At 42.2% G+C, this 16,192-nt stretch carries 10 protein-coding genes; 6 read left to right on the top strand and 4 right to left on the bottom strand.

Going from position 1 to position 16,192, the window contains the following annotated elements:
* The first annotated feature begins 32 nt into the window (after positions 1-32).
* The 4 genes from JWG44_RS14750 (at position 33) to JWG44_RS14765 (ending at position 3,866) form a co-directional block, all read left to right on the top strand.
* Positions 33-1,070 carry an NAD-dependent epimerase/dehydratase family protein gene (locus JWG44_RS14750; RefSeq protein ID WP_205275767.1) on the top strand — a complete coding sequence of 346 codons (1,038 nt, stop codon included), beginning with the start codon at positions 33-35 and terminating at the stop codon, positions 1,068-1,070.
* A complete protein-coding gene (locus tag JWG44_RS14755) occupies positions 1,067-1,771 on the top strand; it encodes a glycosyltransferase (protein WP_205275768.1) in 705 nt (234 codons plus the stop codon). The genes JWG44_RS14750 and JWG44_RS14755 overlap by 4 nt, the downstream gene beginning before the upstream one ends.
* Before the next feature lie 3 nt (positions 1,772-1,774).
* The gene (locus JWG44_RS14760; protein WP_205275769.1) at positions 1,775-2,971 is read left to right on the top strand and encodes an AZOBR_p60025 family cell surface glycopolymer formation protein; all 1,197 of its coding nucleotides are present in this window, start codon (positions 1,775-1,777) and stop codon (positions 2,969-2,971) included.
* Positions 2,972-3,110: 139 nt separating this feature from the next.
* Positions 3,111-3,866: a tetratricopeptide repeat protein gene (locus tag JWG44_RS14765; RefSeq protein WP_205275770.1), complete on the top strand. Its 756-nt coding sequence runs from the start codon at positions 3,111-3,113 to the stop codon at positions 3,864-3,866.
* A 96-nt stretch (positions 3,867-3,962) separates the two neighbouring features.
* Here the strand turns inward: JWG44_RS14765 and JWG44_RS14770 are convergent, their stop codons facing one another.
* Positions 3,963-6,965, bottom strand: a complete 3,003-nt coding sequence (locus JWG44_RS14770; protein ID WP_205275771.1) for a DUF2339 domain-containing protein — start codon at positions 6,963-6,965, stop codon at positions 3,963-3,965.
* A gap of 212 nt (positions 6,966-7,177) precedes the next feature.
* Between JWG44_RS14770 and JWG44_RS14775 the strand changes: the two genes are divergently transcribed.
* The gene (locus tag JWG44_RS14775; protein ID WP_205275772.1) at positions 7,178-8,854 is read left to right on the top strand and encodes an acyl-CoA dehydrogenase family protein; all 1,677 of its coding nucleotides are present in this window, start codon (positions 7,178-7,180) and stop codon (positions 8,852-8,854) included.
* Positions 8,855-9,307: 453 nt separating this feature from the next.
* Here the strand turns inward: JWG44_RS14775 and JWG44_RS14780 are convergent, their stop codons facing one another.
* The 3 genes from JWG44_RS14780 to JWG44_RS14790 all read right to left on the bottom strand — a co-directional run bounded on the left by JWG44_RS14780 (position 9,308) and on the right by JWG44_RS14790 (position 14,593).
* Complete coding sequence (locus JWG44_RS14780) at positions 9,308-10,456, bottom strand: adenylate/guanylate cyclase domain-containing protein (RefSeq protein WP_205275773.1); 1,149 nt, start codon at positions 10,454-10,456, stop codon at positions 9,308-9,310.
* Positions 10,457-10,575: 119 nt separating this feature from the next.
* Complete coding sequence (locus JWG44_RS14785; RefSeq protein ID WP_205275774.1) at positions 10,576-12,369, bottom strand: glycoside hydrolase family 15 protein; 1,794 nt, start codon at positions 12,367-12,369, stop codon at positions 10,576-10,578.
* Position 12,370: 1 nt separating this feature from the next.
* Positions 12,371-14,593, bottom strand: coding sequence for a bifunctional alpha,alpha-trehalose-phosphate synthase (UDP-forming)/trehalose-phosphatase (locus JWG44_RS14790; RefSeq protein ID WP_232371662.1), 2,223 nt, complete (start codon positions 14,591-14,593; stop codon positions 12,371-12,373).
* A gap of 342 nt (positions 14,594-14,935) precedes the next feature.
* Between JWG44_RS14790 and JWG44_RS14795 the strand changes: the two genes are divergently transcribed.
* Positions 14,936-16,174 carry a DUF389 domain-containing protein gene (locus tag JWG44_RS14795; protein WP_205275775.1) on the top strand — a complete coding sequence of 413 codons (1,239 nt, stop codon included), beginning with the start codon at positions 14,936-14,938 and terminating at the stop codon, positions 16,172-16,174.
* The last annotated feature ends 18 nt before the right edge of the window (positions 16,175-16,192 follow it).

Consider the following 16,192-nt stretch of genomic DNA (forward strand, 5'->3'; position numbering starts at 1 on the left):
TTGTAATTATAGAATATGGAAAAGGGAAATTTATGGCAAAGAAAGTTTTAGTAACCGGTGGATGCGGATTTTTAGGTTCTCACGTTTGTGAACTGTTTCGTAAACAGGGTTGGGACGTGATCAGCTACGATAGTATGACCAAATACGAATTGAAAAGAACCGGTTACGGCACCGAAGCCACGAGAGAATACAATTGGAATTATTTACAAGCGCTCGGAGTCACGATGGTAAAAGGGGATATTCGAAATCTCGAACACCTTCTGGATCGAACCACCGGATGCGATTTTGTCGTTCATACCGCGGCTCAGCCGGCCATGACGATTTCCTGGGAAGATCCGGAGTTGGATATGACGACTAACGTTGTAGGAACTTTTAACGTTCTCGAAGTCGCTCGTAAAAGAAATATTCCCGTCGTGAACACGAGTTCCATCCACGTCTATGGAAACTCGATCAACGATTCGCTCAAGGAAGGCGCGACTTCTTACGAAAGAACTCCCGTGGCGATCGGTGAAGACCAACCCGTGATGGTGGGGGAAATATCTCCTCTTCACGCTTCTAAGATGAGCGCGGAACACTACGTGAGAACGTATGTCGATATGTATAAAATTAAAGCCGCTTCCTTTCGTTTTACCGGAATCTACGGCGAACGCCAGTTTGGCGGAGAAGATCACGGTTGGGTCGCAAATTTCGCGATTCGTTCCGTTTTCGGTTGGCCTCTGAGAATTTTCGGAACCGGAAAACAGGCGCGCGACATTCTTTATGCGGCCGATGGAGCCGAGAGTTATCTCAGATGGTTTGAAAATCCTACTCCTGGAGTTTTTAACATCGGAGGCGGGCCGGATCATAAAATTTCCTTATTGGAATGTATTCATATGATCGGAGATATCTTGGGTAAAAAACAAGAGATTCAATTCGACGTGGAAAGACCGGGAGATATGCGTTATTTTATCTGCGATATCACAAACGCGAAAAAATTCGGATTTAACCCGAAGTTCAAACCGAAAGAAGGTGTGGAAAGGTTGATTCGCTGGATCGAAGAAGATAAGTCCGTATTCGAAGTTAAAAAATGAAAAACCTCGTCGTAATTCCGGCGTACAACGAGGAAGAAACCATCCGAGAAGTCGTGGAGCGCGCTCTTGTTTATTCGGATGTTCTCGTCGTAGACGACGCTTCGAAAGATAAAACTCCGCAGATTCTAAAAGAATTAATCAAGAAGAATCCTAAAAAGTTGTTCACCATTCGTCACGAGAAAAATACCCATATTCCGGGTGGAATTCAGGATGGAATGAAGTTCGCCGTTGAAAAAAAATACGATTCCGTGGTCACGATGGACGCGGGTCTTTCTCACGATCCGGATAAACTTCCGGAATTCATTCAAGCGGACGCGGATCTTGTGATCGGAAGCCGCGTGACTTCGGATGGGGTTCCACTTTACAGAAAACTAATATCCTTTATCGCAGCAAAGGTGATGAACTATTGTATTTCTCCCGGGTTCTTCGATCTTTTAGGATATCGTTTGAAGGATTGTACTTCCGGTTATAGAAAGTATTCCAAAAGAGCTTTTACCTGGATCGCGGAATCTAAGTTAGAATCGATCGCTTTCGACTTTCACATGGAAGCCCTTTCGATCGTAGCGAAAAATCGCGGAACGATTTCCGAGATCGGAATTCACTACGTCTTCTCTAATTCTTCCTTCAATCGAAGGGTTTTGAAACAGGCGATCGGGTTCGCATTAAAACTTCTCAGAAGAAAATTAGGACTGGCTGGTTAGAATATGAAACTGGAAACCTGGCTCCAAAAACTGGATTCTCCCTTAAAGGGACTTCTCATTCTTACGTTTCTCTACGGACTTGTGACGCTCGCGCTCTGGTCCCGTTACGAATGGAATCCTTCTTCGATGGTCAACTTCGGAGAAGAATTTATCAAGAAGAATGAGCCGGAATCTCCAAACGGAGTTGTCGCTTTCAAAGGAAAGGAAGGAGACCTCGGAGCCGGTTACGACGGACAAATCTTTTACTATTATTCCAGGTCGATTTCCAATCTGAGTTTGCAATGGCCGGCCGGTTTTGATGAGACCTACAGAGCTCCGAGAATCGGTTATCCTCTTCTTCTTTCCGTCTGGGGAATTTTCGGAAAGTGGGGAAACATAGCGGGAATGTATATCCTCAGCCTTTCCTTGCTTTATCTTTCTTATCTAGCGTTACGCGTTCTTCTCAAGGAAAAATCTCATTGGGCGATTTTGTATCTGATCTCTCCGTTTACTTTAGCGAGTTATTCGGTACTCGTGAGCGACACGATTATGGTTTCTTTGATCGTTCTTGCGATCTACTTTTATCAAAAAGAAAGTTATATTCCTTTTTACGTTCTTTCCGGTCTCGCTTTGGTGACTAAAGAACCCGCGTTATTCTATCTTTTCTCCTTGGGACTTGCTGCATTATCTAAAAAAGACATTAAGAAAATGTTAATCGTTGGTTCGACTCTGCTCGTTCCGGTTCTCTGGCAAGTTTATTTGAAATACACTTTGCCGAATTGGACTCCGACAAGACTTGCGGTTTTTATGATTCCTTTTGAGGGAATTTTTAAATATCTTTTGGAGTTGGCCGGAAGTTTTACGAGCGGAGGAGGAATCAAACAGGTCGTTCGGTCCTTTTCCAAATTTCCTCTTGTGCTTCAGTTTCTGACGATGTTTTTGATTCCTTTTACGGGATCTTGGAAGAAGGGAACATTTTATAAAGTCGGATTTTCTTTGGTGATTTTGATGATCGCGATCGCGAATCACTATCACTTCTGGTCCGAGTATATCAACACGATTCGTCTTTTTACCTTTGCGATTCCATTCTATCTTTTTATCAAAGCCGAAGACGAGAAGATCGTCGATCGACCGTTTTTGATTCTATTCTTTATCAACTTGGTTTTGATTCTTGCCAGACTGACGGTTCTTTACAAAGTTCAAGACTATGTGATTCGATAATTCTTTTTTATCTTGAGAATTCCTTTTTGACAAAGAATTCTCAAGGTGAATATTAAGGTCCAAAATTCTAACGGACTGAAAATCCTAAGTTCGTTCGCACTCGATCGAAAACGGATTCACTTGTGAAAGGAAGTTCCTTATGATAAGATTTCGAATTCTCGCAGCATTCGTTTTCCTTTTTATTCTTTCGGAAACGGTTTTCGCGCAAACACCCGCAAACAAAGAAGCGGGCAAGAAGAAAGATCAATGCGCCGAGCTCTACAATCAAAGACAGTTTGAAAAGGCCCTTGAGTTTTGTAACAAATCCTTGGAGTTGAACCCCAACGACGCCAATGCCTACGATCTCAGAGGCTGGATCAAAGTGAATCTTTACAAATACGAAGAAGCGATCGCCGATTTTAGCGCAGCGATTCAATTGGATGCGAAGAATGCACAAGCGATCTTTAATCGCGGTTATACGTATTATTACATAAACGATTATAAAAAGGCGCTGGTAGACATCAACGAATCGATTCGTCTCAACCCGGAGTTTAATCGTTCTTATCTCATGAGGGGAAAGATCGGAAACGAACTACAAACCTACGAAGAGGCAATAGAGGATTTGAATCGTTGTATCGAAGTCGATCCGAATTGGGTGGAAGCCTTGGTGGAACGCGGGATCGTCTATATCAAAACGAGTAAATTAGGGGATGCCTATCAAGACTTCGATAAAGTGTTAAAACTCGATCCCAAAAATGCGAGGGCTTTTTACAACAGAGGAATCATTTTAGTCTCGGTGGAAAATCCTGAATTCAAAAAGAACGGATGTTACGATCTCTTTCAAGCTCATAATCTCGGTCATGAAAAGGCGATCAGAGCCTTGGATCATTTTTGCGCGGAGTTTAAGAAGAAGTGAGAATGCAAGACAATATACGTTAGTCGCCTTGCGATTAACGTTTCGGTCGAAATCCTTTTTGAACGCGGACTAAAAGTCCGCATTCGACCTGATGATTTACGGCTGAATCGTTTTTACTCGAAAAACTCTATTTGTTAAAAAGATCAAAACCGCGATTCCCAAAAAGAAAAGAGTCCGGATAATCCAGGTTGAAACCGGAGGTTCTCCGATCGAATATCCGAAATTTTCATTCTCTCTTTCTTCTTTGATCGAAACTTCGCTTTGAAAAGAAGTTTCAGTGAATGTTTTTGCAAAGTCGAATTCGGGGCCTTGTGCATAAGGGTTTCCGTAATAAATCCTAAGATCTTGGGAGTCAAAGTTTCCTTCTTCGTCCAAGTCCAAAGGGAAAACGATTTCCTCCTGGAGAATATAAACTTCCATTCGTTCCACCGTTAGGGAAGGATCGTCTCCGTCGAAAATTTCAAATTTGAGTTCCGATGCTACCGGATCCGTAAAGATAAAATTCGTATCGGGAGGAGTATTCGGTTTTTTTAAAATTCCATTCTCCTTTAAAAGACTGAATTCTTTCGAATTGTCTTTGAAAAAGACCTTAACGTTTCGATCGAATTTCTCCTCCTTTAGATGAAGGACGACTCTGTGAATAGGAACTTTCATCGGATTTTTATAATAGAATACGGAGGATCTTGTATCAGGGTTGAAACCGAATTCTAAATCCGATCTTTCCAAATCTTTTTTAAATTCCACTCTCTCCAGAATCGGTTTGTAAACCGCTTTCGAAAAAGTAAAATCCGAGTTCGAATCCGTTTCTATTCGAACATACGTCGTCTCTTCGTCGGACTCGAATTGAATTTCATTGGATGTTTCTCCGCCTAGGTAGCTGTAGATATTAAAACTGGATTGAATCTCCCGATCTTCCGGATTTTTTCCTAAATAAATCGTTCCCCTCACTTCGTATTCGGAAGGGCCCTGAGCAAGGATTGCCGTATAACGTGTTTTAGGCGGTGTTTTCGGAAGTTTTAAGACATAAACGTTCCCTTCTTCGTTTTTTACCTTGAAGAGAAGTTTTGCGGAAGATTCTCCTCCTTCGTTTGACGCTTCGATTGAATTGCGGGTGATAAATGGAATCGCTCGTCCGTTCCGGACGATTCTTCTATCGTTGATTCCGGAATGTCTGACGATGTCTTCGTCCAACTTTATCTTTCCGTAAAAATTTCCGTCTTCATCTTTTTGTTTTTCTATCTTAGGAATTTGGATTTCTTTGTAATATTTATAACCTTTTGTGTTGATCGTTTCCGCGGATAAAGACGTAAAGGTCGAGGTCGCTCCGATCATAAAAATTAAAATCGCCAAACCGGAGAATGTTTTAGAGATTGAAAGTTTATCCTTAAACTTCTGATAAAAAAGACTCACTAAGAAAAAGCCGACCCCCAGGGTAAAACCCGCGATGATTCTTACGATGACGCTCATCGTCCAAATATCATAAAAATATAACTTAGCGAGCAGGACGGAAGCCACCGCTATTCCGACGATCCGGAAGGATTTGAAGGAATATCTAAATCCGATAAAAAGAAATAGGGAGGCGTAAAATGCAAGAACATAAGAATATCCTAAAATTCTATAGTGTTCGTCGCGAACCGTAAAATGGACGTCGACCATCGTTCCCCAGATCAAAGTGATAATTCCCATATAAATAAATCCTCTTTCAAACCGGAAATCGGTTTTGTGTTTTCGAATTTGATACGTTGCAAAAAGAAATAAGGACGCGAGGACGTAGAGTGCGAATCTTTCGTTCAAAAGAAAAATTCTGTCTACGTCTTCCATCTGATTTAGAAAGTAGAGCCTGAACAATGCTACTGCCCAAATTGCGATCGAGATAAGCTGAAAGGATATCTTCTTAAAATTACTCCCTAGGATCGAAACGGCGCCCGCGAGTGTTATCCACGAGAACGTCAGCCAGCTTCCTTCGGAAAAGTCCGTCAAAGAGGCAAATGTAAATCCCAGAAGAAGACAAAAGTTGATAGTTTCAAAGGTGTCTTCTGTTTGTTGCGATAAGCGGTTCGTTTTTTTTCCGTAACGGTCGATCATTACCGCAAAGAGGAGAGCTCCAAAGAGAAAAAAATGCGCCGTTAAATTCGGATAAAATTCCCGCAATTGATTGTATCCGCTGTAACCGAAGAAAAGGGCGTTGAATACCTGAAAAAGCGGGAACAGGATGAAATTCAGTTTTGGAAAAACGCTTCCTGAATCTTCGGTATGATCGAGAGACTTAGGAAAAAAGAAAAAGATTCCGTATAAAAAGAGAAAGAAGGAAAAATTGATGAACAAAAAAGGAACGATAAAACCGCTTTGGTGAATATTTTCCGCCGACCAAAACGTATAAAGAACGAAGTTCGCGGTTAGGAGGGTTAAGGAGGAAATCAACCAAGGTAGTCTTTTTAAAATTAAGAAATGTAGAATATTCAAAAAAAGTAAATATCCGAAGAGGAACCGATAAGAATTCTCTCCTTGCGAGATTAAAACCGGCGACAATACGGATCCGATCAATCCGAAAATATAAAGTATTTCTTTTCGGATCCAATAGGCAAGTCCGGAGGAAAATACGCTGAGAAAAGTAAGATAAAGAAAGGTTTCCGAAAGGGAAAAGAGATCGTAGTAATAATACGAAGCGAACAAACTCAAATAGACTATGGAAAATCCGGTTCCCAAAACCGATTCTGGTAGGATCCGATATCCTTTGACGTTGAGCCGAAGTCCCGTAAAGGAAATTCCGAATCCGATCGACATACCGATCAGGATTCTTCCGGACTCGTTGACCCAACGATTGTCGAACGCATATTTGATAAACCAGATCGTTGCAAGAAGGATAGAAAACAATCCCGCTTTACCTAAAAGATTTCCTCCCAAAAAAAGTTCCCATTTTGGGCTTCTCGTCTTTTCGACCGGCTTTTCTATCTTTGTCTGTGGAGGTTCTTTTTGCGGAAATTCCCGAGCCGTCTCGACTTCGGCCGGCTTGGCGGAATACGTCGCGATTTCTTTTTTGAGGGAAACCACTTCTTCTTCGAGTTGATCTAAACGTTTTTTTATATTCTCGATATCCAAGTAATACCTCTCATCCGAAGCATTCCGATATTTTTGTCATTTCCGAAGATGGAAAGCAAAATAACAATTGTTCGCAGTCTTTCCGACATAATGAATTTTCGTCTTTGATTTTCAAAGTGTTGAGATTGTTCCTCAAAAAGCAAATGACAGGGGGAGAAGTTGTGATTTTCTAGTGATCAGATTCGAATTTTTTACATCAGGATTAAAAACCCATGAGCGCAACCAAGACCGCCGTTGATCAAGCGACCGCGAAAAAAGCTCTTTCCATCTCCGCAGGAGTGATTGAGGACGTTACGAAAGCCCTTGCTGCACGTTGCAGCGTAAACGGAAAAGTTTCCGTTGAGAAGATGGACGCAAACCAGCTCGTCCAGTATCAAATCGCATGGCTGACAGCCGAACAAAAGATCGCAGAGAAGTTCGTAGATTACGCTTGGGATTCTTCCCTGGGAACGGGAGATCTCGAACAAGAGATGGCGGTCGTTTTTGCAGCCGAGACCGTGAACCACGTTCGTTCCGAAATCAGTTCCCGGCCTTCCGAATACGGAATTAAATCCTCCGATTTGGTTTCCAGAATTTACAACGATGAAATCAATAAATTTCTCGAAGACGCGATGGCGATCGAGAACTACAATGAGATCGCGGATAAGATCGTTTCCAAAGGTCACTTTGGAGCTTATGGTCTTGACGACGATCACGAGATGTTTCGCGAAACGTTTAAGAAGTTTGCCGAAGACGTGGTGATGCCTCACGCGGAACACGTTCACAGACACGACGATATCATTCCCGAAGATATCATCGGAGGACTCAAGGATATGGGATGTTTCGGTCTTTGTATTCCCGAGTCTTACGGTGGAATTCAGCCGAACGAAAAACCGGACAACCTTTCCATGCTTGTGGTCACCGAAGAACTTTCCAGAGGCGGTTTAGGAATCGCAGGTTCCTTGATCACTCGTCCGGAGATCATGTCTAAGGCTCTTCTCAAAGGGGGGACACAGGCTCAAAAAGATAAGTGGCTCCCGCTTTTAGCAACGGGTGAAAGGATGGCCGGGATCATGGTGACCGAGCCGAACTACGGTTCCGACGTTGCCGGTGTTTCCGTTACCGCAAAGCCGTCTAACGGCGGTTGGGTGATCAACGGCGTAAAAACTTGGTGCACGTTTGCGGGTTATGCAAATCTTCTTCTAATTCTTTGTAGAACCGAAGCGGATCCTTCTTTGAAACACAAAGGACTTTCGATTCTTCTCGCTGAAAAACCGAGCTTCCCAGGTCACGAATTTACCTATACACAACCGGAAGGCGGAAAGATCGAAGGAAAGGCGATCGGAACGATCGGTTATCGCGGTATGCATTCCTTCGAAGTTTCTTTTGACAACTACTTTGTTCCCGCAGAGAATCTGTTAGGCGGAGAAGAGGGAAGAGGAAAAGGCTTCTACTTCCAGATGGAAGGTTTTGCGGGAGGAAGAATCCAGACCGCAGCTCGCGCACACGGTGTGATGCAAGCCGCATTGGAAGCCGCTCTACGTTATGCGCAGGAAAGAGCCGTTTTTCAAAAGCCGATTTTCGAATACAATCTTACCAAATACAAGATCGCGAGAATGGCGGTGATTCTTCAGGCCTCTCGTCAATATTCGAATTACGTTGCGAAACTTTTGGACGACCATAAAGGACAAATGGAAGCGACTCTGATTAAATTCTACGCTTCTAAAGTTGCGGAATGGGTTACGAGAGAAGCGATGCAGATTCACGGTGGAATGGGATACGCGGAAGAATATGCGGTTTCCCGTTATTTCGTGGACGCTCGTGTGTTCTCTATTTTTGAAGGCGCCGAGGAAGTGATGGCTCTGAGGGTAATTGCAAAATCTCTAATGGACCAATACGCAGCGGGATGATTTTTTAAAACTAACGTTAGTTTGGCGGGGGGGGGGGCTTCCCCTCGCTCCAGCCGCTTCGCGTCTTTCGCTACCCCTTCTCCGGGTAATTTCGTATTCAAAAAGACCCGGACCCATTTGCGGACGAAGAAGACAAAAATCAGAGAACAGAGTTTCCGTAAAGAGAAATCGTAACCAATAGCGTGTTCTTACGATCGATGCGTGGCACGTGACAGTCTATCGTTCGCCGATTCCCGCAATACGGAGAAAAAAATCCGTAATGAGGACTTTAAAACCGAGACTCCATCTTCCAAATAAGAGTCGTCATATTATATTTTATGCATATTAGACGATGGAAACGAAGTGACGGTTTTGGGCCGGATTTGGGACTTCGATTACGATAGGGAAATTCAAAGGATTCTAACGAGTTTATTGGAAACTCCGCAATGGCTCGCTTAGGAACTCCAACGGTCCTTATTCCTTCGGAGAAAATATATTTCTTTCTTCCGTAATTCCTTTTAGATGTCTTGCCCCCAAAAATTCAAATTGATCCTTACCGATTTTTTCAGCAAAGTTTTCAGTCGTCAAAATGCTCTTTCCAAAATCTTTGCAAAGGGACTCGACTCGAAACGCTTGATTGACTGCGTTTCCGATCACCGTAAAATCCAAACGATCCTTGGCTCCTACGTTTCCATAGACGACGTCGCCCACGTTAAGCGCCATTCCTAAGTAAATAGGAGTTTCCGGATTCTCCTCGTTCCAGCGTTTTACGGAATTTTTAATTTTGACCGCCGCGTTTAATGCCGAAATACAAGCGCTTTGCGGGTCTTCTTCGCTTGCGGGAAAGATGGCGAGGATCGCGTCTCCAATAAATTTTAGAATCTCGCCTTTCTCTTCTTGAATCGGTTCTGCGGTAAGTTCAAAGTAGTGATCCAAAATTTCGACGATTCTTTTCGGAGGATTGTTTTCACTCAAGGAAGAGAAGTCCCTCAGATCCGCGCAAAGAATCGCGGCGTAGATGGATTCTCCAGTTCCTCTTCTGAATTCTCCGGATAAAACCCTTTTAGACGCGTTTGGTCCGAGATAAACTTCCAAGAGTTCGTTCACAGCGAATTTTCTGGATTCTAAATCCAAACGTAATGATAATACGCTTAAGATAGATCGAAAGGATTCGATCTGTTCTTCGGTAAATCCTTCCGGAGCGTGTGTTGTCCAAGAAACAACACTTCCTATATTGAGGCTGAAAGTCGCAGGAAAGATACAGTAATCTGTGGCTCCCTTTTCTTTCAAATCGACGCAGATCGGATAAGAAAGATCGGCATCGGGTCCGACCAATTTACAACGAATGAATTCTTTTTTTCCTTCTCGGATCAAGTAGATCGGACTATCGATGTATTGCGGTTCGCTCAGCGCTCCATGAGGAATTAAGAGCATCTGTGTTTCTTCTTTTGTCCAGATGATGGATCTTACCATCACTTCCGGGTGCATCGTCGGGATGCTCGTAAAAAATCTGGAAACCGGAACTCCCGATTCGATCAGTCGTTGATTGAGTCCTTCCAACAATTCTTTCGTTTCTAAGTTCCTGGATTCGGAGCCGGATAACCAATTGATAATTTCTTTCATTCCAATTTCTTCTTCGAATTCTATTTTTGTCTTAGACCTTTTATCTTTCCGTTTTGGTTCAAAATAAACGACCGGATCGTACATTCGTCTTACGAATTCGAACGAACCTTCCTTGCAAGTTAGAATCCGCTTTCTTTCCAGAGAGGAATATCTAATTTTCTAGATATTCTAAAGGCTGAATTCATTAGGCCCACATGACTGTATGTTTGAGGGAAATTTCCCCACTGTGAACCGTCTTCCGGATCCACATCTTCAGAAAAAAGACCGAGGTGATTCGTAAATCGAGTGAGGTTCTTAAAATACACTTTGGCTTCTTCTATTCGTCCGATACAGGCTAACGCATCGACGTACCAAAAAGCGCACACGAGGAAACTTGTTTTAGGTTCTCCAAAATCGTCGGAATGTTTGTATCGATAGAATAATCCATCTTTGGTTTTTAATTCACTTTCTAAAGCGGAAAGATGATCTTTCGTTTTTTGAGAACTTGGATCCAAATATCCCATACTTATCAGCTGCAAAAGGCTCGCGTCAAGACTGGCAACGCCTTCCGCCTGCGTATATACTTTGCGGATCGGATCGTAACATTTTTCGATGCGAATCTCGGCCTCCCGTTTCAGCTTTTTTGCTAGGTCGCATATCTCCCGATCATGAAGGCTTTCTCCGATTTTTATCGCAGCCGAACTTCCAGCCCAGTGAAATAAGAAAGTGTAACAATGCTTTTGTTTCGTATTTCGAAACTCCCAAAGACCTGCGTCCGGCTCGTCCATAGTTCTTTCTAAATGTTTAAGAAGTTGGAATATTAGAGTTCTTGAGGTCGATTTATCTTCAGTGTGAAATCTACGATCGATATATAGAGGCACCAATGAAAGGAGTATTTGTCCGTATACGTCGTTTTGAATATGCGTGTACGCCTGGTTCCCGACTCTCACCGGTAGATTTCCCATATATCCGTTTAGGCCGATGATTTTTTCCTCTATCTTCTCCTCACCTCCGATCGAAAACAACGGTTGAATTCTGCCGGAATTCTTTGTCGCAATATTCTCTAAAAAATGAGAATACATTTCCATCTCTTCAAAATGAGCGATATTGTTTAATGCGGTTAACGTGTAGTATGCGTCTCGAATCCAGCAATATCTATAATCCCAATTTCTTTCGCCTCCGGGATGTTCGGGAAGACTTGTGGTACTGGATGCGATGATCGCCCCCGTATCCTGATATTGATGAAGTTTCAGAGTTAATGCGGATCGAATCACGAAGCTCTGCTCAAATTCTCCGATTCCGCAGTGTTTAACCCAATTTCTCCAGTATTTGCGGGTTCGATTGTATAACTCGTCGACCGTTTTCTCTAACGGAGCTTCAAACGGTTCGCCGTATGTAAGGACCAAATATTTTTCTTCGTTTAAAACGAACGAAGACTCTTGTATAATATAATTTAAAGAGACATTCGTTGTTAAGCGAACGTCGGAGCCTAAACCGGTAAATAGAAGATGATTGCTGCCTATATTGGTCTTTGGAGAATATTCTCCATAGTTTCCAGTCGGGTTACAGAGAATGCGTATATTCGGAGAGCCCGAAATCGGCCGAATTTTTCTTACGAACATAAGAGGTTTATAATGTCTTTCATACTCGGAAAAACGAGGTGCAAAGTCGGTAACTTCAAAAACTCCGTCTTTCGCTTCTATTCTAGTCGCGATTATATTCGTATTTTCTTCGTATCTCTGATTAAACTTTGGATTAGGTTCCGCTGTCTCTACTTTAAATTTTCCTCCTTTTTTTTCATCTAAGAGAGAACCGAAAATAAACGAAGAATCGAATCTCGGCCAGCATAACCATTCAACGTTCGTATTTTGATTGATAAGAGCTAAATAGGAACAATTCCCGACGATTCCAAACGGATACGTATGTTTCGGCATCTTATTCTCCTTTGGATGCGTCGGCGAGTTTATGCAATAAATCTAATGTTTGATCGACAGATTTTAGATAAAATCGTGCCGATGTCGGGCCGATTCCGACTTTGATCGAAAATGAATCGGAGGACAATTCCCTAAACATGTCTTCATCCGTCCAATCGTCTCCGATCGCTAAGATAAAGTCGGGCATAATTTCCGATGCGATTAGTTTCGTCGAAATGCCTTTATTTACGCCTGCGGATTTCACTTCCACCACCTTGTTTCCCTTTAAAACTTGGATATCCAGATTTCCCGTAAAATTGACTAGATCATTCAGTAATTCTCTCGAAAGATTTTCACCGGCTTCCGACTCTGCGCCGCGAAAATGCCAAACAAGAGAGAATTCTTTTTCCTCGATGAAGGAACCGGGCAATCGATCCACATAACGATCTAAGATGGAATAGATATCGGTTTTCCAAGCCGCCGAAAGGTCTCTGAACAGAGTCCAATCCTCGTCTTCTTTTTTCCAAACGCCGTGTTCGGCGATAAATCTTAGATTTAAACCGGATAAGGTTTTATCCAGCCAGAGGCGACTTCTTCCGCTAACAATGTAAACGATATTGCGCGAGTCAGAGGAAAGTATTTTAAGTAATCCTAATACATTCGATTTTGGAACGGCCGAGTTCGGATCTTTGGCAAAGGCAACGAGGGTTCCGTCGTAATCCAGAAACAAAAGTCTTTTTTTTGAAACCGAATATTTGATCAGTAATTCCCTTTTCGTTTCGCCTTGTAGTAATTTAGCCGATAGATCCTCGATCGAGTTCTTTGTATCGTCCAATTTTTCCAAAAAATCGTTCGCCCATCGATTCACGTCGTAACGTTTGATTCTTTCCACCATGGGGAGGTTGCGCGTGATTTGTTCTTCAAGAGGCATTTCCAATGCTTCCAGAATGGCTGCGGATAAATCTTCAGCATTATTAGGATTTATTAATATGGATTCCGTCAATTCTTTTGCTGCGCCGGCCATTTCCGATAATACTAAAACGCCGGAGTTGTCGGGTTTGCTGACCAGATATTCCTTTGCTACAAGATTCATACCGTCCCTTAGCGGTGTCACCATTGCGACGTTTGAAATGCCGTATAACGCGACCAATTCTTCAAACGAGTAGGAACGATATTGATACACGATCGGAGTCCAATCCAAGGTTCCAAACAACCCGTTGATTTTTCCGATCATCCCTTCTATAGTTTCCCTCATCTTAAAATATTCCGGTACTTCCACTCGGGACGGAACTAAGATCATAATGAGTACGACTTTTTCTTTCCAGATCGGATGATGATTTAGAAAGAATTCGAATGCTTCCAGACGTTTGACGATTCCCTTCGAATAGTCCAATCTGTCGACCGATAAAATCAGCTTTATATTCTTAAATCCGAGCGAAAGTTCCCGTCTCTTTTGTTCACATTCTTCGCTTTCTGCGTAACTTCGGAACTTATCAAATTGAATTCCCATTGGAAAGGTTTCTACTTTTACGAAATGATCGAAATTCTGTATCAAACCAAAATTATTATCAAGACCGAGAATTCGTAATACGGACCGCAGAAAGTATTGCGTATAATCGTAAGTATGAAATCCGATCAAATCGCTTCCTAATAGTCCAAGGATGATTTCCTTTCTCCATAACATCGGAAGTAATCTATAAACTTCGAAATGAGGGAAGGGGATGTGAAGAAAAAAGCCGATCTTAATGTCCGGAACTTTATCTCTTAATAATTTAGGTAAAAGTAATAGATGATAGTCGTGGATCCAGATCGTATCTTCCGGATTGTAAATTTCCAAAATCGCGTCGCAGAATTTTTGATTGATTAGGCCGTAACTAGTCCAGTCTTCTTGCTGATATTTCGTAAAACTCGGAAAATAATGAAACAAAGGCCAGATCGTTCGATTACAGAAACCGAAATAGAAAGAATCAACTTCTTGCTCAGTAAGATAAACGGGATACGCTGAATAGTCTTTTAATAAAAGGGCTGAAAGATTCGCTTTATCACAATTCGGATCTACAATTCCCGGCCAGCCTACCCAAGTGTATTCCGTCGACTTGTCCGACGCAGAGATCAAAGATTCCAAAAACGAAGACAGCCCAGTCGCTAAACCTCCGACACTTCTATGACAAACGATCTTTTCATTTTCGAAGGAAATATGAATCGGAAGTCGATTGGAAGCAATGATGAGTTTTTGATTCGCCATTCGGATTTTACGCCGTATTTTTTAGTAAATTTAGATTTGAAATTCATTTCCTGTTGTGCGGAGGGTTGGTTTAACGGAAACGATTTATGTTTCATTCTACGATTTACTTTCGCTCAATTATAGAAACAACTTCTATCATGACCAGATTTTTTTTTTCTCTGTGTGTTTCTTTTATTCGAATCGCTTTTTAAGTTAAAGTTCTTTTTACGATTGATTCATTTCGTTTCAAATGAGTTATGATACGTTTTTTACTTGAAACTCGAGGAGTATTTCTGCAAATACGAATGTGACTAAAAAAAATCCGTAGAACCGCCTTCACTGAAAGAAACAAAGTCCATTTTAATGTCCGGTGTTCAGCATCTTTTCGATCTATCCTTTGGACAAGCGACTCAAGAAAAAGTTATAGAAGATATCAAAAGTAGCGCCGTATTAAGATCCGCGAATCTTTGGGTCTTATTACTCGCTATATTGATTGCTTCCGTCGGACTGAATTTAAACTCCACCGCAGTGATTATCGGCGCAATGCTTATTTCGCCGCTGATGGGACCGATCATGGCCATCGGTCTTGCCGTCTCTATCAATGATTTTGAACTTCTTCGGAAAGCTTCCGTAGGATTGGGTATCGCCGCCGGCGCTTCGATACTTGTCTCGAGTATCTACTTCGCGTTATCTCCGTTAAACATCGAAGGAAACGAATTACTGACTCGAACAAGTCCTACCGCGTGGGACGCGCTCATCGCGATTTTCGGCGGTTTAGCGGGAGCTGTCGGAATCACCCGAAATGAAAAAACAAACGTCATCCCCGGCGTTGCGATTGCGACGGCGCTTATGCCGCCTCTTTGTACCGCCGGTTACGGCATCGCGACAGGTAATTTTTCATTTTTCGCCGGAGCCTTATATCTTTTTTACGTAAATTCCATTTGTATCGCTCTTGGAACTCTAATCATTTGCAGAGCGCTAAAATATTCTCGAGTCACTTACTTAGATCCCGTGCGAAGAACTCACGTAAGAAGGACGATCATACTCATATTAACATTGTCCTTACTTCCGAGCGCTTATTTCGGATATAACCTGGTTAAAAAAACGATCTTTGAGAAGAACGCGACTGCGTTTATAGAGAAAGAAATTAAAACTTCAGAAGCGCGCATTCTGAGTAATTCGATATCTTACGATAAAAAAAACATCGAAGTCATGATATTGGGAAAAACTTTAAACCAAGAAGAACGCGATCGTTTGAAAATGCGTCTTGCTCAGTATGATTTGGGACAATCAACTCTTACGATTCAGAACGGACTAGATATGTCTATGAATTTAGGCGCAAAAAATCTATCGGAGGAAGATAGGAAATTAAAGGAAAGGGCGAAAGCAGAGCAGCTTCTTGCGGAAATGAAAACTATCTATCCGGAAATCGAAAGTCTTGCGATTTCCAGTACGAATCTGATCGATAATGAGAATTTTGAAAATCAAGTAACGTTAGTATATATCGGTACAAAAAAACGTTCTCTAAAATTCAACGTAGAGAAAATCGTAAATTGGCTTCAAGTCAGAACCGGAGGAGAGGTTAAGATTCTAGTAGATTAGAATTGCGATTTTTTCGGA

Origin of the sequence: Leptospira ainazelensis (assembly GCF_016918785.1) — a bacterium.
Lineage (GTDB): Bacteria > Spirochaetota > Leptospiria > Leptospirales > Leptospiraceae > Leptospira > Leptospira ainazelensis.